This window comes from Streptomyces sp. NPDC060184 (assembly GCF_042728795.1).
GTDB lineage: Bacteria > Actinomycetota > Actinomycetes > Streptomycetales > Streptomycetaceae > Streptomyces.
This window is the reverse complement of the sequence record NZ_JBHWYX010000003.1, coordinates 235,059-256,793: the sequence shown is the minus strand read 5'-3', so window position 1 is coordinate 256,793 and position 21,735 is coordinate 235,059. Positions and strand designations below refer to the sequence as shown.

The 21,735-nt window shown below is 71.7% G+C and carries 18 protein-coding genes; 13 read left to right on the top strand and 5 right to left on the bottom strand.

The window, feature by feature from the left end:
- Positions 1–24 precede the first annotated feature (24 nt).
- A complete protein-coding gene (locus tag ACFWEE_RS04045) occupies positions 25–2,844 on the top strand; it encodes an AAA family ATPase (RefSeq protein ID WP_386886133.1) in 2,820 nt (939 codons plus the stop codon).
- A 211-nt stretch (positions 2,845–3,055) separates the two neighbouring features.
- On the top strand, positions 3,056–5,245 hold the full coding sequence (locus tag ACFWEE_RS04040) for a DUF4157 domain-containing protein (RefSeq protein ID WP_386886131.1): 2,190 nt from the start codon (positions 3,056–3,058) through the stop codon (positions 5,243–5,245).
- An 89-nt stretch (positions 5,246–5,334) separates the two neighbouring features.
- Here ACFWEE_RS04040 and ACFWEE_RS04035 read toward each other — a convergent pair whose 3' ends face one another.
- Positions 5,335–5,991, bottom strand: coding sequence for a hypothetical protein (locus ACFWEE_RS04035; RefSeq protein ID WP_386886130.1), 657 nt, complete (start codon positions 5,989–5,991; stop codon positions 5,335–5,337).
- 255 nt (positions 5,992–6,246) lie between these two features.
- Complete coding sequence (locus ACFWEE_RS04030; RefSeq protein WP_386886129.1) at positions 6,247–7,899, bottom strand: glycoside hydrolase family 20 protein; 1,653 nt, start codon at positions 7,897–7,899, stop codon at positions 6,247–6,249.
- Between the two features lie 678 nt (positions 7,900–8,577).
- Here ACFWEE_RS04030 and ACFWEE_RS04025 point away from each other — a divergent pair.
- The 6 genes from ACFWEE_RS04025 to ACFWEE_RS04000 all read left to right on the top strand — a co-directional run bounded on the left by ACFWEE_RS04025 (position 8,578) and on the right by ACFWEE_RS04000 (position 13,412).
- A complete protein-coding gene (locus tag ACFWEE_RS04025; protein ID WP_386886164.1) occupies positions 8,578–9,111 on the top strand; it encodes a 2-oxo-4-hydroxy-4-carboxy-5-ureidoimidazoline decarboxylase in 534 nt (177 codons plus the stop codon).
- Between the two features lie 135 nt (positions 9,112–9,246).
- The gene (gene sdhC / locus ACFWEE_RS04020) at positions 9,247–9,627 is read left to right on the top strand and encodes a succinate dehydrogenase, cytochrome b556 subunit (protein ID WP_327177610.1); all 381 of its coding nucleotides are present in this window, start codon (positions 9,247–9,249) and stop codon (positions 9,625–9,627) included.
- A 5-nt stretch (positions 9,628–9,632) separates the two neighbouring features.
- Positions 9,633–10,109, top strand: a complete 477-nt coding sequence (locus ACFWEE_RS04015) for a succinate dehydrogenase hydrophobic membrane anchor subunit (protein ID WP_327177609.1) — start codon at positions 9,633–9,635, stop codon at positions 10,107–10,109.
- A 29-nt stretch (positions 10,110–10,138) separates the two neighbouring features.
- On the top strand, positions 10,139–11,899 hold the full coding sequence (gene sdhA / locus ACFWEE_RS04010; RefSeq protein ID WP_386886126.1) for a succinate dehydrogenase flavoprotein subunit: 1,761 nt from the start codon (positions 10,139–10,141) through the stop codon (positions 11,897–11,899).
- Positions 11,899–12,666 (top strand): succinate dehydrogenase iron-sulfur subunit, encoded by a 768-nt coding sequence (locus ACFWEE_RS04005; protein WP_386886125.1) that lies wholly within the window; start codon positions 11,899–11,901, stop codon positions 12,664–12,666. The genes sdhA and ACFWEE_RS04005 overlap by 1 nt, the downstream gene beginning before the upstream one ends.
- Before the next feature lie 140 nt (positions 12,667–12,806).
- The gene (locus tag ACFWEE_RS04000) at positions 12,807–13,412 is read left to right on the top strand and encodes a hypothetical protein (RefSeq protein ID WP_386886124.1); all 606 of its coding nucleotides are present in this window, start codon (positions 12,807–12,809) and stop codon (positions 13,410–13,412) included.
- A 55-nt stretch (positions 13,413–13,467) separates the two neighbouring features.
- Here the strand turns inward: ACFWEE_RS04000 and ACFWEE_RS03995 are convergent, their stop codons facing one another.
- Complete coding sequence (locus ACFWEE_RS03995; RefSeq protein ID WP_386886122.1) at positions 13,468–13,983, bottom strand: MarR family winged helix-turn-helix transcriptional regulator; 516 nt, start codon at positions 13,981–13,983, stop codon at positions 13,468–13,470.
- A 138-nt stretch (positions 13,984–14,121) separates the two neighbouring features.
- On the opposite strand from ACFWEE_RS03995, the gene ACFWEE_RS03990 reads away from it, so the two are divergent.
- From ACFWEE_RS03990 to ACFWEE_RS03970, 5 genes are all read left to right on the top strand, one after another.
- The gene (locus ACFWEE_RS03990; protein WP_386886121.1) at positions 14,122–14,550 is read left to right on the top strand and encodes a hypothetical protein; all 429 of its coding nucleotides are present in this window, start codon (positions 14,122–14,124) and stop codon (positions 14,548–14,550) included.
- A gap of 5 nt (positions 14,551–14,555) precedes the next feature.
- Positions 14,556–15,050: a thiol-disulfide oxidoreductase DCC family protein gene (locus tag ACFWEE_RS03985; RefSeq protein ID WP_386886120.1), complete on the top strand. Its 495-nt coding sequence runs from the start codon at positions 14,556–14,558 to the stop codon at positions 15,048–15,050.
- 244 nt (positions 15,051–15,294) lie between these two features.
- Positions 15,295–15,954: a TetR family transcriptional regulator gene (locus ACFWEE_RS03980; RefSeq protein WP_386886162.1), complete on the top strand. Its 660-nt coding sequence runs from the start codon at positions 15,295–15,297 to the stop codon at positions 15,952–15,954.
- Positions 15,955–16,109: 155 nt separating this feature from the next.
- The gene (locus tag ACFWEE_RS03975; protein WP_386886118.1) at positions 16,110–16,589 is read left to right on the top strand and encodes a MarR family winged helix-turn-helix transcriptional regulator; all 480 of its coding nucleotides are present in this window, start codon (positions 16,110–16,112) and stop codon (positions 16,587–16,589) included.
- 180 nt (positions 16,590–16,769) lie between these two features.
- Positions 16,770–18,359, top strand: a complete 1,590-nt coding sequence (locus ACFWEE_RS03970) for a DHA2 family efflux MFS transporter permease subunit (RefSeq protein ID WP_386886116.1) — start codon at positions 16,770–16,772, stop codon at positions 18,357–18,359.
- Positions 18,360–18,475: 116 nt separating this feature from the next.
- Here the strand turns inward: ACFWEE_RS03970 and ACFWEE_RS03965 are convergent, their stop codons facing one another.
- On the bottom strand, positions 18,476–20,029 hold the full coding sequence (locus ACFWEE_RS03965) for an ABC transporter substrate-binding protein (RefSeq protein ID WP_386886114.1): 1,554 nt from the start codon (positions 20,027–20,029) through the stop codon (positions 18,476–18,478).
- A 357-nt stretch (positions 20,030–20,386) separates the two neighbouring features.
- Positions 20,387–21,637 (bottom strand): metallophosphoesterase, encoded by a 1,251-nt coding sequence (locus tag ACFWEE_RS03960; protein ID WP_386886112.1) that lies wholly within the window; start codon positions 21,635–21,637, stop codon positions 20,387–20,389.
- Between the last annotated feature and the right edge of the window lie 98 nt (positions 21,638–21,735).

The window sequence follows — 21,735 nt, the reverse complement described above, 5'->3', positions numbered from 1 at the left end:
CGTCCACGACAGCAGGAGGCAGTCATGCCGGCAGCACAGCCCCTTCTCGAACGCGAGGCGGGCCTGGCGACCGTGGCCGCGGAGGCGGCGCGGGCCTGCTCCGGCTCGGGGCGCCTGGTGCTGCTGAAGGGCGCGACCGGCACCGGTCGCAGCGCGCTCCTCGAAGCGGCGGCCCGGCAGGCCGCCGCTCAGGGCATGCAGGTGCTGCGCGTACGCTGCTCGACCGAGCCGCTCGCGCCGCTGACGGCGGTATGCCAACTGCTGAGCGATCGGATGGAGTTGGCGTACCCCGTGCTGGATGCCGCGGACGCCGGCAGCACCGACCCCGCCGCCCACCGGGAACGGTCCGCGCGGCTGTGGCGCGCCCTGCTCACCTGGACGGAAGAGGCGCCGCTGTTCATGGCCATCGACGACGTCCATCTGGCCGACTCCACGTCGCGCGGCTGGCTGGTCGAGGCCGCCAGGCTGGTGGAGCGCCTGCCGGTGCTGCTGGTGGCGACCGAGCGCAGCCAGTACGACGTCGGGCCGCCCGCCCCCGGTCTTGATCACGCGCTCGCGCCCGGCCTGGTCCGCACCCACACCCTGGCCCCGCTCCGCGCGAGCGCGTCGGCGCGGCTGGTACGTTCGGCTGTCGGCAGCGCGGTCCCCGACGCCTGGGTGGACGACGTGGTGAGGGCCGGCGCGGGCAGTCCGCTGTTCCTGCGGGCCCTGCTGGACGATCTGCACGGTCAGGACCCGCGTGCGACCGGTCTCCCGGATTCGTGTGCCGCACTGTATGCGGGCGCCTTCCCGGCAGCGGTCTCCTGGTGGCTGGAGTGCGCCGGTCCCGGATCCGCGGACGTGGCGCGGGCCCTCGCCGTCGTGAACGGTCCCGACGGCGGCCACGCATACAAAGACGGCGGCCTGCTCGCCGCCATGACCGATTCGGACCCCTCCAGGGTCCGCGGCTGGCTCACCGCCATGACCCACCTGGGGCTGTTGCGCACGGATGCGGAAGGCCGCCCTCGCTATGCCCACCCCCTGCTGCGTGACGCGGTGCTGAGCGGCTGGCCCGGCGACCTTCGAGGCGCGTCCCACGGCAGGGCGGCCGAAGTGATGCTGCGCGACGGCGCGAGTACCGAGGCCGTGGCGGGACAGCTGCTGTCGGCGTCCGCGCCCGTCGGCGCCTGGGCCGCCGATGTCCTGCTGGACGCCGCGTCGCGTGCGGTCGGGGACGGCCGTACCGCCGACGCCGTCGCCTTCCTGCGCCGCGCGCTGGGCGAGGCACTGCCGCCGGCCCGTCGGGCCACCGTCCTGACCCAGCTGGGGTCCCTCGAATGCGCCGCCTTTCCGGGGGCGGGCATACCCCGGCTCACCGAGGCCACCCGCGTCTCCGACGCGCCCCTCGACCGGGCTCGCTCGGCGATCGCGCTCGGCACCGCACTGGCCGGGCGGGGCGAGGTACGGGCCGCTCTGACCGCGCTGGCGGCGGCGGAGGAGAACCTGGCGGCCGAGCCGGGGCCGGCGGCGGCGGTGCGGAGCGTGTCCATGGTGCTGTCCGACCAGGACCAGACCCTGCGGCGCGAGATGTACGGCCGACTGCGCGCGGAGGCCGGGGGCGCGTCCGAGTCGGCGGGTCCGGTCGGGCGTGCGCTGGCGACGCAGTACGAGTCGACCGCCGGACTGATCTCGGCCAGGACCGCGCTCGCCCGGGTCCAGGACCTGCTGCGGGAGCCCGTCGATCCCCTGGCCGAGTGCGTGGTGGTCGCGGCGGCAGCGGTGGTCGCCCTGTGGGCCGACGAACTGGACGAGGCGGAGCGCCTGGTCCGGCGGGGCCTGGCGGAGCAGCGTGCCTCGCTCCTGCATCCCGTGCACTCCACCCTTCTGCACATCCAGGCGGAGATCTTCGCCGCACGCGGCGACTACCCGGGCCTCCTGGCCGAGTGGGACGCACGCCGGGCCGGCGGAGCCGGCGCCCCGGGACGGACCGGACACACAGGGGTTCTCGCCGTCGTCGCCCTCACCGAGACCGGCCGCCTGGAGGAGGCCGTCGAGCTCGCGGGCCGCTGCGATCCGACGGACGCGTCCGACTCCTCGGGACGGCCCGTCCTGCTTTTCGCGCGGGGGCGCCTGCGCGCGGCGTGCGAAGACCCGGCCGGCGCGCTCGAAGACTTCCTGGAGTGCGGGCGGCGCCAGTCGGCCCGGGACGTGGTGAGCCCGATCGTCACTCCCTGGCGAACCGCCGCGGCGGAGTGCCTGCTGGCCCTGGGCAGAACCGACGAGGCCGTCGCGCTGGCCCGGGAGGAGCTGGACTTCGCCGAGGTCTGGGACACGCCCCGCCGGCTGGGCCGCTGCCTGCGCGTCCTGGGCACCGCCACCGGGGGCCGGTACGGCCTCGAACTGACGGACCGGGCGGTGCGGTTGCTGCGGGACACCCCGGCCGAGACGGACCTGATCCACGCACTGACCGCCCAGGGCCGTCTACTGGCCTCCGGCGGAGAACGGGCCCGGGCCCGCGACGTGCTGCGCGAAGCGTCCGACCGGGCCGGACGCATCGGCGCGTTCCGCCTCCGTGCCCTGGCCGAGGACGCCCTGCGCGAGTGCGGCGCCCGCCGCCGTGCCACACCGCCCGGCGGGCAGGCCGCCCTGACGGGCAGCGAGCGCCGCATCGCCGAACTCGCCGCCGCGGGCCGCACCAACGCCGAGATCGGTGAGCTCCTGCACCTGGCCCGGCGCACCGTCGAAACCCATCTGACCAACGCCTACCGCAAGCTCGGCATCCGACGGCGCACGGAACTGCACCGCACACTCGACCGGTTGCCGGCGGAGTCCGGCACGGGAGCCGGGGTGGCGGCCGTTCGGTGACGCGCGAACCCCGGCACCCGGCCCGAGGCGTACTCCCCGGAGCGGGATGTGGTTCTCACGCGGCGGCGGGGCCGGGCGCTCCGGGTCACGGCTGTCGTGCGGGCACCGAGGGGCGGGGGTCAACCAGGCAGCTCCGACCTGCCCTGCACGCCGCCCTCTTCGCCCTACCGTCCCCCGGACGGGACCAGCAGCATCGGGTTCTGTTCCGCAGGTGTCCACAGAGGGGGAGAAGGTCATGCACGCCGACCGGCAGCGGCCCGTCGCGGATCCCGATCGCGGCCGAGGGCTTCCCCGGCGTGCGGTCGGCGTCCCCGCCACCGCGGCCCTTCAGCAGGCCGCACCGTACGCGGGCGGCCTGTCGCCCGCCGCCGTACTGTCGCTCCAGCGGACGATCGGCAACGCCGCGGTCGCCCGGCTGGTGGAGCGGGAGCGCCATCAGCACGGTGCGGACTGCGGCCTCGGCGCGACCGTGCAACGCAGCACCGCCGACCGGGCCGTGCGGGGTGACGCCCCGGACCCGGTGGACGCCGTGACGCGTACCTCGGGCAGCCCGTTGCGGACGGACGTCAGGCAGCGGATGGAGAACGACTACGGCGGCGAGGACTTCAGCGACGTCCGGGTCCACGTCGACCGCGGCTCGGCAGAGGCGGTCGGCGCGAAGGCGTACACCACGCATACCCGCCACATCGTCTTCCGCAGCCCGGCCGACATGGACGACCACACCATGCGCCACGAACTGCAGCACGTCCGCCAGCAACGCGCGGGGGGCGTTCCGTCGGGCATCAGCGACCCCGGCGACGCCTGGGAGCGCGACGCGGAGCGCACGGCGACCGAACTGGGGCGGAGACCTGGTCACGTACAGCGTTCCACGCCCCGGGAGCAGGACCGCACCCTGTCGCCGGGCGTCGCCGTCCAGCGCATGCCGTCGAACCGCTCGCGAGGAGAGGGGGAACGCGGCCGGCGCGGTTCGGACTGCCGGATCGAAGGAGTCCGCGGCAGGGCCCGAGTGGATGTCTCCAGCTCCCCCGGTCCGGCACGCTCACCCCGCGAGGAGCGGGAGCCGACGGTCAACAACACCTGGCGGAACCACGGGTCGGCCATCGGGAACCAGGCCTCCGTCATCCGGAACCAGGGGACTCTCACCCAGAACCAGGGGACGGTGATACACCACGCGACCGGGCCGGCGACCGACAACACCTGGTGGAACCACGGGTCGGCCATCGGGAACCAGGCCTCCGTCATCCGGAACCAGGGGACGATCACCCAGAACCAGGGGCGGGTCGTCCGGGACCGGGGAGCGGCGGGACGGAGCCGGAGGACGGTGACGGACGACCGGACCGGACCGGCGACCGACAACACCTGGTGGAACCACGATTCGACCGTCGGGAACCAAGCCTCGGTCATCCGGAACCGGGGGTCGGTGACCCGGAACCGGGGGACGTTCATCAGTGACCAGGGGACGGTGATCCACCACGGTGGTCTGCACACCAGGAACTTCTCCGGGAGTGCCGTGAATTCGGGTGAAGGGGATCTGTTCATCGGAAACGCCTTCAACCTGTTCGACCAGCGCCCCGCCGGCGACCCTGGTTGGGACCACGAGACCAACTGGGAATTCAACGCCGACATGGCGAGCAGTCGTGGACGGAGACTGATCCACGGAAACAGCTTCACCACGGGCGGGGCCATCCGGTTCAACGGCGGGGAAACGGGCGGTGGGGGCATCGGGTACGACGGTGGGGACACGGGCGGCCGTCACGTCGTGAACGGCGGCGAAGGAGAAGTGATCACCGGAAGCTCCTTCGACACGGGCGGCACGGACATCACGTACGGCAGCGGAGGGAGCGTGTTCAACGGAAACTACTTCAACCCGCGGGGCGGGCAGGTCACCGGCAGGAACTTCCACATGTCGTCCGGCACCGAAGAATTCCCCCACGAGGGTTTCCTGCCGCCTCCGACGGTCCCGCGCGAGGAATTTAGGGCACAGTGGCCGACGGTCCTGAATTTCGACGGCGCCTTCTCGGTGGAGGGCAACGCGTCGATGTTCATCGGGAATCTCTTCGACGCCGGCCGGTTCGGCGCGTGGAGCAGCCGGCCGGGAGGCCGCAGGGGCGAACGAGCCGCCGACCGTACCGAGGACGGAGGGTTCCCCGACCCCACGCACGACGACCTGTTCGTCGGCAACACGTTCAGCGTCCGGGGTGGCACCATCACCCTCTCCGGTGGCGTCTACTTCCGCAACGCCTTCTCGGCGGAGAGGATCATCATCCGGGGCAACGCGGTGTTCGTGGGCGGCAACTCGTTCCATGGCGAGGTCCGCGTCGAGAATCCCGACTCGGTGGCCCAGGAGATCTACGTCGGTGAGATCACCGGCGCGCACGCCGACAGTGTCACTCCGCTGTGAACTCGGGGCCGGTCGGAGAAGGCCCGGCACGCCACCGTACGCACACGAGCCCGGGGGCGCGTCGGGGGCACCGACGCACCCCCGCCCCCTCACGCCTGGTTGCGTGCCCGGCGGGACATGACCGCGCGCAGCACACGGCGGCCCTCCGTCGAGTGGTCGAGCGCCCGCCGCATCCCGGCGCCGCTGCCGGGCGAGCCGGACGTCTCGGCGAGGATCTCCAGCAGCTCGCACTGGCGGCGCAGTTCTCCCGCGACGAGCGGGCCCGCGTCGGCCTCGGCCCCGGCGGAGCCGATCCTCAGGAGCTCCAGGGTCTCCCGCTCACCGCTCTCCGGCGCCTCCTCCGGGGCCGTCGCGCCCGCCGCGGGGGCGTCCGGGACGGGCGGCTGGTCGGCCCGCCGGTGGACCTCCAGGGAGAGCAGCGAGCCGGCGTCGGCCCAGACGCGCAGGGGCCCGGCCTCGAAGGTCTCCGGGGCGGCGTCCAGCGTCGCACGGATACGGGCGAGGAACGCGCCCGGCACCTCACCTCCGCCGGGGCCGGCCGGCGGATCCAGGGCCGCGACGGTCTCGCGCGCGGCGGCCAGGCGGGCCGCCCACGCGGTGCCGTCCTCGCAGCTCGCCCAGAGCGGTCGCAACGGTTCCGGGCCTTCGCCCTCCGGGTCCGGGGGCAGGCAGCGGTCGAGGCAGGCGAGGCCGCTCGCGGCCAGTGCACGCGCGTCGGCGCGGGCGATGAGGTCCCACAGGTTCATGACGTACCCCCAGGTCTTCTGTGTCGCGTACAGCGCCCGGTGGCGTGAATACGCCGCCTGGTGCTGTCCGGTAAACGCGCGCAAGGGCGCCGCCGGAGCACCCCACCAGCCACAACAATCCCAGAAATCCGGAAAAATGACTCCTGTTCGGCGCGATTTCGATGAACGAACCGAGAAGGGGCTCCCGGTGACCGGCCCGCTCCCCGGCCACCGGATGGCTTGATTCCGTATGCCCCCGCCCCGGAGGGGACGGCCTCACCCCCGCCCGTCGATCTCCCCCGCCAGTCCGGTGAACGCCGCCCAGCTCAGCGCCGGCTTCCCCGGCACCCAGAGCTTCTGCGCCGTGGCCTTCAGCGGCATCCGGATGCCCTCGGCCACCTGCGCCGCCGTCTGGGCGTTCGGGAAGTCGCCCCAGACCGCGAACCGGCCGCCCAGGATCTGGTCGGAGTACTTCGCCGGGACCGGCTGGGTGCCGCGCAGGACGAGCGGGGTCCACAGCTCGTAGATCCGCTTCCCGGTCGGATACACGAACTCGTTGGGTTCGCCGAGCACGTAGTAGAGGAACTCGTCGTTGAGGTTCACCATCGGGCGCCCCTCGCTCAGGTAGGCCTCCGGTTGACGGGCGCCGATCTCCTTGCCCGTCCAGTACTCGATCTCGATCCGCTTGTCCGCCTGTACGGTGCCGCCGCTGAAGAGGCCGTCGTTCCAGGCCTTCGCGGTCATCCCCTTCGGGCGGACCACGGCGGCGCGGTCGTTGAGCCAGCCCGTGGCGAGGTCCTCGATGGTGGCCCCGTCGCCGTACTTCTGCCGGGCGGCGGCGAGGAGTTGCGGGTACGAGGCCCCGGGGTCGGGGACCGTGAGCGCCTGGTACTCGTCGGCGCCCAGGTGCCAGAACTTCCCGCCGAAGAGGCCGGAGAACTCGTCGAGCAGTTCGTCGATCAGCTTCGCCGCCCCCGGCTTCGAGATGTCGAGGGACCCCTTGGACGCCGTCCCGGAGACGCTGTGGAGCTGGAGGTCGGGGTGGGCCCGGAGTACGGCACCGAGGTGTCCCGGCGAGTCGATCTCGGGGACCACCTCGATGTGCAGGCTCTTCGCCAGCGCCAGGATCTGCTTCACCTGGGCCTGGCTCAGGTGGTCCGGGGAGACCACCTCGGGGTGCGAGCGGGACTCGATGCGGAACGCCTGGTCGTCGGAGAAGTGCAGGCCGAACTGGTTCATCTTGAGGTCCGCCATCTCGCGGAGCCGGTCCTCGATCCAGTCGACGCTGTACGGCTTGCGCGCGATGTCCAGGTTGAAGCCGCGCTGCGGGCGGTCGGGCCGGTCGTTGACGACGCCCTCGGGGAAGGTGCCGTCGGCGGCGACCGCCTGCTTGAGCGTGCGGGTGCCCCAGAAGACTCCGGCCTCGTCGGGTCCGCTGATGGTCACCCGGCCGTCCCGTGCGGTGAGGGTGTACGACTCGGAGCCGGTCTTCGCTCCCTTGTCCAGGGAGAGTTCGACGTCACCCGAACGGGCGGCTGCCTCCCCCCGGTAACGCAGCCGCAGCTCCTTGGCGAGCAGCTTTGCCTCGTCGGCGAGGGCGCCGCTGCCGTCGGCGACGACCACCGCGCCGGAGGAGGTGGGCTTCCAGCCGGGACCGCGGGCGGCGGTGTGCTCGCGTACGGCCGGGATGGTGCGGGGCGCCGCGGAGAGGGCGTAGCTGCGGGTGGGTGACGGGGAGGGCGAGGGAGAGGCCGAGTCGGCGGCGGGTGTCGACGCGCCGGGGGACGAGGGGGATATGGAGGCCGCCGACGAGGCGGCGTCTCCGGTGGGCTCGGAGCCGCCGTCGTCACCCGAACCGCAGGAGACGAGGGCGAGCGCCGCGACGGTGGCGAGGGCCGGTCCGGCGAGGGCACCGCGTGAGGGGGACATGGGGTGAGAACCTCCGGGGCGTGGGGGGGGCATGGAGGACGGGACATGAGAGATACGAGGGGAACAAGAGGTGTAAGGGACGCAATGGGCCCGAGAGGCCTCGGAGGCCGGGGGGACCCGGGAGATCTGCGGCAAGGACGCACGCCGCAGAGATACGCGCCCGGGCGTGCGGACACCGGCCACTCGACCTCACTTAGCCCGATCGAGGGAGGCGACGATCGGATGGGATGTCAGTCAAACGTTCCGAAACTCTCTCGTTCGGGTGATTTCCTGGGTTCCGCCGGACGGGTGTCCCCTGGTCTCGCTACCGTTGCGGCTCATACGCCACTCCCTTCACTTTCATCCCCCTTGCCGCCTCGCTGCCTTCCTGCCCTTCCCGCTCTTCCCGCCTTTCCGATCTTCCTGACCCCTCTCCAGGGTCCTGATGTTCATTCGTCCGAGGAGTCCACGCTGTCCAGGTCCAGCGAGCCCACCACCGGCGGCGTGCCGGAGCAGGTGCGGCAGACCGGCCGCCGGACGGCCCTCCCCGCCCACGAGCGCGCCCCCGCGTCCGCCCCGCAGCACCAGGCCCCGCAGCACCAGGCCCCGTACCTCCAGGACCCGTGCCTCCAGGCCCCGGCGCCCCCGGCAACTCCAGCGACCCCGGCGAAACCGGTCGAACCGGTCGCACTCGCCCCCATCGGACTCGCCCGGTTCAACGCGGCTCCGTTCCTGGCGGCGGAGGCCGTCCTGCTGGAGTGCTGCGGCAGCACCCGCTGGGCGCACCGTGTGGCCTCGTACCGCCCGTATCCCGATCTGGACTCCCTGCTCGCCGCCTCCGACGAAGCGGGTTACGACCTGTCTCCCACGGATGTCGCCGAGGCGCTCGCCGGGGAGGCGGCCCCCTCGCTGCGCGAGGGCGCGCCCCACGCGGCGCGGTTGGCGTTGGGTGCGGCGCACGCCGCGTACGTGACCAAGTTCGGTCACGCGTTCGTGATCTGCCTGGACGGCCACCGCCCCTCCCACCACGTGGACCAGGTGCTCGCCGGCATCAGGGCCAGGCTGGCCCACGACGAGGACGAGGAGCGCTCGGTCACCGCGGAGGAGATGCGGCGGCTCGCCCGGGAACGCATCATCGAGCTGGTGGCGGCGCCCTCCCCGGGCCCGGCGCCGGACACGGCCCCGGGCCCGGAAACCCCTAGCCCGTCCGTGGCTGATCGATTGCCTCTTTGATCACAGCGAGGGCCCCGGCGCGAACGAACCGACAAAGCGTCGCTACCATGGCCGGGGCCGGTGGACCGTACCCGGCCGGGTCAGACCGACAGTCAAGCCGGCCGACCCCAATCCCCGCTCCCGGAGGGTTCTTCCGTGCCGGCTGGAACGCTGTACCGCGGCCGGGAAGGCATGTGGTCCTGGGTGGCTCATCGAGTCACCGGTGTCCTCATTTTCTTCTTCCTGTTCGTACACGTCCTGGACACCGCTCTCGTCCGTGTCTCCCCCGAGGCGTACGACGACGTCGTCAACACCTACAAGACCCCGATCGTCGCGCTCCTCGAGTACGGTCTGGTCGCCGCCATCCTGTTCCACGCGCTGAACGGTCTGCGGATCGTCGCCGTGGACTTCTGGTCCAAGGGCCCGCGCTTCCAGAAGCAGATGCTCTGGACCGTGCTGGGCATCTGGATCGTGCTGATGGTGGGGGCCCTGTACCCCGTCCTCGGTCACGCCGTACGTGAAATCTTCGGGAGCTGAGGCCAATGTCGACCGAGACCTCCTCCGCGATCGGTGACGTCGAAGGCGTGAGCCTGTACGACGTCGACCACCCGGCCCCGGTGATCGAGCCCCCGCGCAAGCGGACCGGCAAGACCCCGAAGTCGACGCGCGGCAACTTCGAGATGTACGCCTGGCTCTTCATGCGCCTGTCGGGCATCGTGCTGGTCGTCCTCGTCATCGGCCACCTGCTGATCCAGCTGGTGCTCGACGGCGGCGTCTCCAAGATCGGTTTCGCCTTCGTGGCGGGCCGCTGGGCTTCGCCGTTCTGGCAGGTCTGGGACCTGGCGATGCTCTGGCTCGCCATGCTCCACGGCTCCAACGGCCTCCGTACGGTCATCAATGACTACGCCGAACGGGCGAACACCCGCTTCTGGCTCAAGATGCTCCTGTACACCGCCACGGTCTTCACCGTCCTGCTGGGCACGCTGGTGATCTTCACCTTCGACCCGAACATCCGCTAGGCACCGGGCCAGAGGGACCAGAGGAAATCATGCAGATCCACAAGTACGACACCGTCATCGTCGGTGCCGGCGGCGCCGGTATGCGCGCGGCCATCGAGTCCACGAAGCGCAGCCGCACCGCGGTGCTGACGAAGCTCTACCCCACCCGCTCCCACACGGGCGCCGCGCAGGGCGGCATGGCCGCCGCGCTGGCGAACGTGGAGGAGGACAACTGGGAGTGGCACACCTTCGACACGATCAAGGGCGGCGACTACCTGGTCGACCAGGACGCCGCCGAGATCCTGGCGAAGGAGGCCATCGACGCGGTCCTCGACCTGGAGAAGATGGGCCTGCCGTTCAACCGCACGCCCGAGGGCCGTATCGACCAGCGCCGCTTCGGCGGGCACACCCGCAGCCACGGTGAGGCCCCCGTCCGCCGGTCCTGCTACGCCTCGGACCGTACGGGCCACATGATCCTCCAGACGCTGTACCAGAACTGCGTCAAGGAGGGTGTGGAGTTCTTCAACGAGTTCTACGTCCTGGACCTCCTGCTCCAGGAGGACCCCGAGACCGGCGTGAAGAAGTCCGCCGGTGTCGTGGCGTACGAGCTCTCCACGGGCGAGATCCACGTCTTCCAGGCGAAGGCGATCATCTTCGCCTCCGGCGGCACCGGCAAGTTCTTCAAGGTGACGTCGAACGCGCACACCCTGACCGGTGACGGCCAGGCCGCCGCGTGGCGCCGCGGGCTGCCGCTGGAGGACATGGAGTTCTTCCAGTTCCACCCGACGGGCATCTGGCGCATGGGCATCCTGCTGACGGAGGGCGCCCGCGGTGAGGGCGGCATCCTCCGCAACAAGGACGGCGAGCGCTTCATGGAGAAGTACGCGCCGGTCATGAAGGACCTCGCGTCCCGTGACGTCGTGTCCCGCTCCATCTACACGGAGATCCGTGAGGGCCGCGGCTGCGGTCCCGAGGGCGACCACGTCTACCTCGACCTCACGCACCTCCCGCCGGAGCAGCTGGACGCGAAGCTCCCGGACATCACGGAGTTCGCGCGTACGTACCTCGGCATCGAGCCCTACACGGACCCGATCCCGATCCAGCCGACCGCGCACTACGCCATGGGCGGCATCCCGACCAACGTCATGGGCGAGGTCCTCGCGGACAACACCACCGTCGTCCCGGGCCTGTACGCCGCGGGCGAGGTCGCGTGCGTGTCCGTGCACGGTGCCAACCGTCTGGGCACCAACTCGCTGCTCGACATCAACGTCTTCGGACGCCGGTCGGGCATCGCCGCCGCCGAGTACTCCGCGGAGAACGACTTCGTCGCGCTCCCCGAGAACCCGGCGCAGATGGTCGTCGACCAGGTCGAGCGCCTGCGGAACTCCACCGGCACCGAGCGCGTCTCGGCGATCCGCCTGGAGCTCCAGGAGTGCATGGACGCCAACGTGATGGTGTTCCGCACCGAGCAGACGATCAAGACGGCGGTCGACAAGATCGCCGAGCTGCGCAAGCGCTACCTCAACGTGTCCATCCAGGACAAGGGCAAGCGGTTCAACACGGACCTGCTGGAGGCCATCGAGCTGGGCAACCTGCTCGAACTGGCCGAGGTCATGGCGACGTCCGCGCTGGCCCGCAAGGAGTCCCGCGGCGGTCACTACCGCGAGGACTTCCCGAACCGCGACGACGTCAACTTCATGCGCCACACCATGGCGTACCGCGAGGTCGCGGCCGACGGCACCGAGTCGATCCGGCTCGACTACAAGCCTGTCGTCCAGACCCGCTACCAGCCGATGGAGCGTAAGTACTGATGGCTACCCCGACCCTGGAGAAGACGAGCGCTCCCGAGCCCGGCTTCGCCGACACCCCGTACATCACGGCCACGATCCGGATCCGCCGCTTCAACCCGGAGGTCTCCGAGGAAGCGGTCTGGCAGGACTTCCAGATCGAGATCGACCCGAAGGAGCGTGTCCTCGACGCCCTTCACAAGATCAAGTGGGAGCAGGACGGCACGCTGACGTTCCGCCGTTCCTGCGCGCACGGCATCTGCGGCTCCGACGCGATGCGGATCAACGGCAAGAACAGGCTCGCCTGCAAGACGCTGATCAAGGACATCAACCCGGAGAAGCCGATCACGGTCGAGGCCATCAAGGGCCTCACGGTCCTCAAGGACCTCGTGGTCGACATGGACCCGTTCTTCCAGGCGTACCGCGACGTCATGCCGTTCCTGGTCACCAAGGGGAACGAGCCGACCCGCGAGCGCCTGCAGTCCGCCGAGGACCGCGAGCGCTTCGACGACACCACCAAGTGCATCCTGTGCGCCGCGTGCACGTCCTCGTGCCCGGTGTTCTGGAACGACGGCCAGTACTTCGGCCCGGCGGCGATCGTCAACGCGCACCGCTTCATCTTCGACTCGCGCGACGAGGCCGGTGAGCAGCGGCTGGAGATCCTCAACGACCGTGACGGCGTGTGGCGTTGCCGTACGACCTTCAACTGCACGGACGCCTGCCCCCGTGGCATCGAGGTCACCAAGGCCATCCAGGAAGTGAAGCGCGCGCTGATCACGCGTCGCTTCTGACCCGGCCGGTCCGACGGGAGGCCCCGTCCACCGCACGCGAAAGCGTCGGTGGACGGGGCCTCTTGCCGTGCCCGGGGGCCGCGACGGTACGGTCGGGTGCCCGGCACCGCACAGGGCCGGCCGAACGAACGGGGAACGTGGTGAGCGAGCCGAATCCGTACGCGGGCGACGCCTACAAGTGGGGTCCGCACCAGCCGCCGGCCAACCCGCCCACGGTGGCGGACGGCCAGGGGTACGGCTACCCGGCGGGCGGACCGCCGGCGTACGGCACGCCCGCGTACGGCTTTCCGCAGCAACTGCCCGCCCCGGCGGCCCAGCAGGGTCCGGGGTACGGCTGCCCGGGGCCGGGGCAGCCGCCGGCGCAGGGCGGCAACTTCCCCGTGCCGCACCAGGGTTACCCGGGTGCGCCGATGCTGAGCATCGGCGACATCACCGTCGCGGGCGACTCCATAGTCACCCCGTCGGGGACGATGCCGCTCAGGGGCGCGGTCTGGACGGCGACGGACCTGTCACGCACCGAGGAGAAGATCCCGCCGGTGGCGATCGTGCTGGCGATCGTGTTCGCGCTGTTCTGCCTGGTGGGCCTGCTCTTCCTCCTGATGAAGGAGAAGAAGACCACCGGGTTCGTCCAGGTGACGGTGGTCAGCGGCGGCCGTCACCACGCGACGATGATCCCGGCGATGGACCCGAGCACATTCCCCATGGTCATGGCGCAGGTCGGCGCCGCGCGTTCGATGAGCGTCTGAACGACTTTCGTTCCCGCGAGCCCCGTTCCCGCGAGCCCCGTTGCCGGGCCCCTCCTCAGGAGCGGGGCGTACGCGGCGCCGGGGCGCCCTCGGCGGCCAGCAGGACGCGCCGCAGCAGGGAGTTGAGCAGGACGCGTTCCTCCGCGTCCAGGGCGTCGATCAGCCGGGTCTCCTCGTGGCCGAGGTAGTCCATGGTGCCGCGCCAGGTGGCCCGGCCGGCCGGGGTGAGTTCCACGACGACCCGGCGCCGGTCGGTGGTGGAGGGGGTACGGCGGACATAGCCGCGGCCCTCCAGCACGTCGAGCCGCCCGGTGACCGAGGCGGGCGCCAGGTCGAGCGCGGCGGCCAGCTCGGACGGGGCGGCGGCGCCCCCGCGCCCGGCCAGCTCGTGAAGGGTCTCGAACTCCGGGCGGTCCAGGTCGGCGTCGGTGAGCGACTGCTCCCGCACCCGGCGCAGATGCGCCGTGATCTTCTGCATCCGGGTCACCGCACCCTCGACGTGGGGATCGAGCCCGGGAAGCACCGGCTTCCACCGCTCTATATGACTGTCGACCCGGTCGCGTGGCTGCATGGCGGAATGGTACGCCCGTGACGGCGCGCTCCCCACGGCCCTCCCGCCCCTCACCCGTCAGCCTCTTCTTGAACATGTTCAAGAAGAGGTCTACAGTCCATGGCAACGGGTTTTGAACACGTTCAAGGGGGCTGGGGCATGGACCTCACCGTGGTCGCGTACGTCATCTATCTGGTCGTCAGCGTGGCGCTCACCGTCTGGGTGGCGCGCACGCTGAGCCGCAACGGCCGCGTTTTCATCGCGGACGTCCTGCGGGGGAACGAGAAGCTCGCCGATGCCGTGAACCACCTGCTGGTGGTCGGCTTCTACCTGGTGAACCTCGGCTTCGTGACGCTCTATCTGCGCAACGCCGACGACATCGCGGACGCCCGCGAGCTCTTCGACGCGCTCTCGCCGAAGCTCGGCGTCGTCCTGCTGGTGCTCGGCGCCATGCACCTGGGCAACGTCTTCGTCCTCAACAAGATGCGCCGCAGGGGCCTGATGGAGCGCGAGCAGACCCCGCCGGTGGCGCCGCAGGGCTGGGCCGGGCCGCAGGGCCCGTGGGCGGCGCCCGCCACCGGGAAGTGAGTGCGATGCCCGGCGAGGAAGCGGAAGTGGCCTCGGGGACGCCGGGCGAGGGGGTGCCCGCCACGGGGGCGGGCACCCCCTCGGCGCCCGTACGGACCCCGGTCCACCGGCTCACCGTGCTGTACGACGCGCAGTGCTCGCTCTGCGTCCACGTACGCCACTGGCTGCGGGGACAGCGCCAGCTCGTACCGCTGGAGCTGGTGCCCGCCGCGTCCGAGGAGGCCCGCAGGCGCTTCCCGGGGCTGGACCACGCGGCGACGCTGGAGGAGGTCACGGTCGTCGCCGACCGGGGGCAGGTGTACCGGGGGACGGCGGCGTGGATCGTCTGTCTCTGGGCGCTCGCCGAGCACCGGCCGAAGGCGCACTGGCTCAGCACCCCGGCGGGCAGGCCGTTCGCCCGGGCGGCGGTGCTGGCCGCCGCGAAGTACCGGTCGGCGACCGCCGCCCCCTGCTCTCCGGGCGGCACCTGCGCGGTCCCGGCGGCGGAGGCGGGCGGATAGCCTTGGGGCCGTGGCGAAGGACGAGAAACACGAGGCGGACGGGCAGGGCCCGGCGGAGCCGCAGAGCCCGCGCGGCGAGGTGACGGGCGCACGCGCGACACGGAAGGCGGCGGCGCCCCGGGAGGCCGGGACGACCGCCGCCGGCTCCCCCGCCGGCTCCGCCGCACCGTCCGCGGCCGAGGCCGGAGGGGGCGGCGAGAAGGCCGGCCGGCCCTCCGCGAAGAGCGAGCAGACCCGCACGGTCATCCTGGAGACGGCGCTGCGCCTCTTCCAGGAGCGCGGTTACGACAAGACCACCATGCGGGCCATCGCCCAGGAGGCGGGCGTCTCGGTCGGCAACGCGTACTACTACTTCGCGGGCAAGGAACACCTGGTCCAGGGGTTCTACGACCGCATCGGCGCGGAGCACCGGGCCGCCGCCCGGATCGTCCTGGACCGCGAGACCGATCTGGAGGCCCGCCTCGCGGGCGTGCTGACGGCCTGGCTGGACGTGGCCACCCCGTACCACGAGTTCGCCGCGCAGTTCTTCAAGAACGCGGCGGACCCGGACAGTCCGCTCAGCCCCTTCTCGGCGGAGTCCGAACCGGCCCGCGAGGCGGCCATCGCCCTCCACCGCGAGGTGCTGGCGGGTTCGAAGGCGAAGGTCCCCGAGGAGTTGGCGGACGCCCTGCCGGAGCTGATGTGGCTCTCCCAGATGGGCCTGGTCCTCTACTGGGTGTTCGACCGCACGCCGGACCGCGAGCGCACCCGCAGGCTCGCCCTCCGGGGCGCCCGGCTCACCACCCGGGGTGTCGCGCTGGCGCGCTTCCGGGTGCTGCGCCCGCTGGTGCGCGAGGTGCACGAGCTGTTCACGGACTTCCTGCCGGGGATGGCCTCGGCGGCGGTGGCGTACAAGAAGGGCTGACCGCGCCGCGCGTCCGGTGGGCCCGCGGGGCGCGCGGCCGGGCAGTGCGTGGGGCGCGCGGCCGGGACGAGCGGAAGCGTCCGGCCGGGAAGGGAAGACGCGCGGGCCATCACCTCCTTTGACATACCTATGACGTCAGACCTAAAGTGCGGGTCATGCTCGCCCCCGGTACGTCCACGCAGGACGACGACTCCGCAGCGTCCGCGCTCGCGTCGGTCCTGCCTGCGCTGAACCGGGCTCTCGACCGGCGGATCGCCCAGGACTTCCCGGGCCCCAAGCCGCCGGAGGGGCAGCTCGCGCTGCTGCGCTTCGTCTCGCAGTACGAGGGTTCCACCGTGCGTGAGGCGGCCGACGCGCTGCTGATGCGGCCGAACAACGTGAGCGCCCTGGTCTCCCGGCTCACCGTGGCCGGGCTGCTGGAGCGCCGCCCCGACCCCGCGGACAAGCGGGTCGCGCACCTGTACCCGACCCCCCGGGCCCGGCGTGAGCTCGCCGAGGTCCGGCGCCTCCAGGGGGTCCACCTCGCCCGTGCGCTGGAGTCCCTCACCGACGGCGAGCAGGACGCGCTGGGGTCCGCGCTCGGCGCGCTGAACTCGCTGACGGACGCGCTGCACCCCGAGCCCGCGGCCGGGTAACCCTCCCGCCCGGGCGTCCCGGCACCCTCCCGCCCGCGCACCCCCGTGGTGCCGCGGGCCTCTCCGGCGTTCCCGGCCGCACCACCTGCGCACCCCCCGGCACACCCCGGGGGCGGACGGCGTGCGCCGGGCTCCCCGACACCGCACCCACACCCTCCAGCCGAAGGACACGGCACACCCATGCCCTCCACCACCGTGGATTCCTCACCCCTGCCCGCTTCCACCCCACCGCCGACCGCGCCCACGGTCACCGGCCGCCGCGCGAATCCGTGGCTGACGCTCGTAGCCGTCGCGTTCGGCCTGTTCATGGTCCAGCTCGACGCGTCGGTCGTGGCCATCGCCAACCCCGAGATCGGCCGCGCCCTCGACGCGTCCACGGCGGGCCTCCAGTGGGTGACCAACGCGTATCTGCTGGCCCTCGCCGCCTCGCTGATCCTGGGCGGCAAGCTCGGCGACCGGTTCGGCCGGCGCACCTACTACCTGGTGGGGGTCGTCGGGTTCACACTCGCCTCGGTCGCCATCGGGCTGTCCGGCTCGATCGACGGGGTCGTCGTGTTCCGGGCACTCCAGGGCTTCTGCGGCGGCCTGCTGATGCCGAACACCCTGGGTCTGCTCCGCGCGGTCTTCCCGCCGCGCAGGTTCGGCATGGCGGTCGGCCTGTGGGCGATGGTCTCGGCCGTGTCCACGGCGCTCGGCCCGATCGTCGGCGGTCTGCTGGTCGAGCACGTCAGCTGGGAGTCGGTGTTCTGGATCAACGCGCCCATCGGCCTGCTCGCGGTGCTGGTCGGCGCGTTCGTACTGCCGCAGAGCAAGGACTCCACCGGACACCACCGCTTCGACGTCGCCGGGGTGGTGCTTCTCGCGGCCGGGCTGATCTGCGTGGTGTTCGGGGTGGTCAAGGCCGAGACCTGGGGCTGGACTTCGGCCGCGACGCTCTGCACGGTCCTCGCGGGCGTACTGGTCCTGGTGGGCTTCGGGTTCCACGAGACGCGGCAGGAGCATCCGCTGCTGCCGATGCGGCTGTTCCGCATCCGGTCCCTGACGGTCGGCACGGTCATCACCGCGCTGAACTTCTTCGTGCTGCTCGGCGTGATCTTCTTCGTGATGCTCTACCTCCAGAACGTGCGGGGCTTCTCACCGGTGGAGGCCGGGGTGCGCACCCTGCCGCTCAGCCTCGCCTCGCTGGTGGCCTCCCCGCTGGGCGCCGCGCTGACGGGACGTTTCGGCGCGCGGCTGACCATGCCGCTGGGCATGGTGCTGCAGGCCGCCGCGACCTTCACCATGCTGTCCTGGGACACCGGTTCGTCGTACGCGACGATGTGGCCGCCGTTCGTCGCGCTCGGCCTGGGGGTCGGCATGGTCCTCGCCGCCTCCTCGGACGCGATCGTGGGGCAGGCGCCGGTCCGGGACGGCGGTGTGGCGGGCGGCCTCCAGGCCACCGCGCTGCAGATCGGCGGGGCGCTGGGCACCTCGGTGCTGGTCTCGCTGATCAGCGGCCGGGTCGGCGCCACCCTCGTCGGCGAGCTGACCGGTGCGGGGGTGCCCGCCCAGGTCGCCGAGGGCCTGGCCGGGGCCGGGGACGCGGTGTCCATGGGCGTCGCCCCGGTGTCCGGCTCGATGTCCGCCCCGCTGCGCGCGGCTGTGGCGGAGGGCAGTGGGCAGGCGTTCATGAACGGCGTGCACACCGCCGTGACCGTCACCGGCGTGCTCTGCCTCTGCGGCGCGGTCGTCGCGGCGGCCGGCCTGCGCCGCGGCCCCACCACGCACTGACGGGGCCCGCGCCCAGGGCGCGTACGCACGACGACGGCCCGCCCGCGGAAGGAAATCCGCGGGCGGGCCGTCGTGCGAGCGGCGTGCGGTGGGCGTACGCGGTGCAGCCCGCCGGATCAGATGCGCTTCAGCTCCCAGAGGCGCCAGACGCCGGTGCTGTCGGAGAGGTACTGCGAACCGGAGATCCCGGTCTTGGCGACGACGTAGTCCTTCTTCTGCCACAGCGGGACGAGCGGCACGTCCTCGCCGACGATGTCCTGGATCTTCTGGAAGTCGTTGGAGGTACGGCTGCGGTCCTCGAACCCCTGGGTGTCGGCGACGAGCGCGTCCAGCTTGGGGTTGGAATAGCCGTTGTGGAGGCTGCTGTCGGTGCCGACGAGCGGCCCGCCGAAGGTGTCGGGGTCCGGGTAGTCGGGGAGCCAGCCGACGGTGTACGCGTCGTACTTGCCGGACGCGTAACCCTTCTGGAAGTCCTCCCACTTCACGGCCTTCGCGTCGACCGCGAAGAGTCCGCCCTTCTCCAGCTGGCGCTTGATCTCGGCGGTCTCCGCGGTGCTCGCGCCGTCCGCGCGGTACGCGAAGTCGATGTGCACCGGGGTCTCGACGCCGGCCTCCTCCAGCAGGTCCTTCGCCTTGTTCGCGTCGGGCTGCGGGTAGTCGTCGAAGAACGGCGTCGAGTGGCCGATGGTGCCCTGCGGGATCAGGGAGTAGAGCGGCTCGACCGTGGAGTCGTAGACGTCGCTCACCAGCGGACCGCGGTCGATGGTCCAGGCGATGGCCTGCCGGATGCGCTTGTCCGAAAGCGTCGCGCCCGGACGGACGTTGAAGACCATGTTGCGGATCTCGGCGCTGTCCGTCTCCGTGACCTGGATGTCGGGGTCGGTCGTGTTGATCTTGCTGATCTCGGCCGGCGGCAGCTGGCGGTGGGTCACGTCGAGACCGCCCGACTTCCAGGCGGCGAGGAGCTTGTCGGAGGTCTCGTAGTACCGGACGTCGATCGCCGCGTTGACGTTCTTGATCGAACCCCGGTAGTTGGGGTTGGGCGTCATCGAAGCCTTGACGCCGTCCTCGTAGGACTTCAGGACGTACGGGCCGGAGCCGTCCACCTTGTTGTCCGTACGGAGCTTGTCCTTCGGGTACGCCGCCGAGTCGACGATCGCGCCGGCGCCGGTGGCGAGCTTCGCGGGGAAGGTCGCGTCACGGGCGGACAGGTTGAAGGTGACGTCCCGGCCGTCGGCGACCACGTTCCGCAGGCTCGGGAAGAGCACCGCCGGGCCGACGTCCGAGTTGATCTTCATCAACCGGTCGAAGGAGAACTTGACGTCCTTCGCCGTGACCTTGTGACCGTTGGAGAAGGTCAGGTCGTCCCGCAGCGTGCAGCGGTACGTCGTGAGCTTCTGGCCGATGAACTCGCAGCTCTCCGCGGCTTCCGGCTCGGGGACGATGGCTCCGGACTTGAACGTCATCAGCGTCTGGTACAGGTTGCTGAAGAGGGACCAGGATCCCGCGTCGTACGCACCTGCCGGGTCGAGCGAGGTGACCTCGTCGACAGTACCCACAGTAATCGGCTTGCCACCCCCCTCGTCGGAGGGGAGAAGCTGCCAGGCCCCGACCCCTGCGATGATCAGTACCGCGCATATCGCAAGAATCCGTACCCGGATCGAACGCATTGCCGTGCTCTCCCTTACCAGCCCCGCCGCGGTCGACGCACCCATACGCGCACATCACCGCATGTTCGCGCTCACCTAATCACACGATTTTCGCATCTGGAAGTCCAAACGGGTGACGTAAGGGCTTTTGATTGACACTTGAAACTCAAGCCGTCAAGAGGCCCAATTCGCCTGTCCATTGAGTGGGACAGCCGTCACGGGGCGTGACGAAAACGGGCCGATCGGGGGCTCGGTCGCTGAACTGACGTATCGCCATGTCGACTCTTGCGCACCGGGCTTCACCGACGGCCGCACCCGCCGAAGACACCGGGGGCAACGGAAGCACATACCGGTGTTACGGCGCGAAAAGTGGACGGATCAGGCCTGCCGGGAGGCCAGCTCCACCACGGTGATGTCGGAGGGCGCTCCGACACGGACCGGCGGGCCCCAGGCACCCGCGCCGCGCGAGACGTAGAGCTGGGTGTCGCCGTACCGTTCGAGCCCGGCGACGGTCGGGTTGGCGAGCTCCGCGACGAGGTTGCCGGGCCAGAGCTGGCCGCCGTGGGTGTGGCCGGAGAGCTGGAGGTCCACGCCGTACGCGACGGCGTCGTCGATGACCACCGGCTGGTGGGCCAGGAGGACGGCGGCCCGTGCCGGATCCCGGTCGCCGAGCGCGCGGCCGAAGTCGGGCCCCTGGCCCTCGCTCTCCCCGGCGACGTCGTTGACCCCGGCCAGGTCGAAGCCGTCGATCTCCACCCGGGCGTTCTCCAGCGGGTGCAGCCCCAGTTCGCGCACGTGGGCGACCCACTCGGCGGCGCCGGAGAAGTACTCGTGGTTGCCGGTGACGAAGAAGCTGCCGTGCCGGGCTTCCAGCTCCGCCAGCGGTTCGGCGGCGGGGCCGAGGTCCGCGACCGAACCGTCCACCAGGTCGCCGACGACCGCGATCAGGTCGGGCCGTGTGGCGTTGACCGCGTCGACCACGCGCCGGGTGTGGGCGCGCCCGAGGATCGGGCCGAGGTGGATGTCGCTCACGACCGCGATCCGGAAGCCGTGCGCGGAGCGCGGCAGCTTGGCCAGCGGCACGGTGATCCGCTTGGTGCGCGGGCCCCGCAGCACCCCGTAGGTGCCGTACCCGACCGTCCCGAAACCGGCGACGGCCGCCGCACCGCCGACCGCCCGCGCGACGAAGAGCCGCCGGGACGGGGCGGGGGCGGACGAGGCCGGGGCGGTGGGGGCGGTGGGGGTCTCCGCCGCCGGGGCCACTGCCTCCGGGGCCGCAGGGACGGGAGCGGCGGCGCGCTCCGGCCGGCGGCGGTCGAGGACCCGGCGGAGCACCGGCCGGACCGCCTCGCCGACGAGCAGCGCGAGCGTCAGGTAGAGCAGACAGGCGAGCCAGAGGTACCCGGGCCAGGCGAGCGCCCGTTGCAGCCGGAACGGGGCGTGGGCCTGGCCGGAGACGAGCGCCCCGACGCTGAGCAGCGGCAGTACCCAGGCGGCGGCCGTGCCGAGGCGCCGGAGCGCCGAGCCCGGGGCGGTGGTGTCACCGACGAAGCGGCGCCACAGGTAGCGGTGCACCCCGGCGAGCAGCGCCACCACCACGATCAGAACCACCGCGAACACCACGGCCACCGCCACTCCCCCGCCCGATGCCGCCGCACGCGTGCTCCGCGCGGCTCGTCCAGCGCATGCTAGAGCGTGGTGCGAGAGCCCCGTCCGGCGGGCGCCGT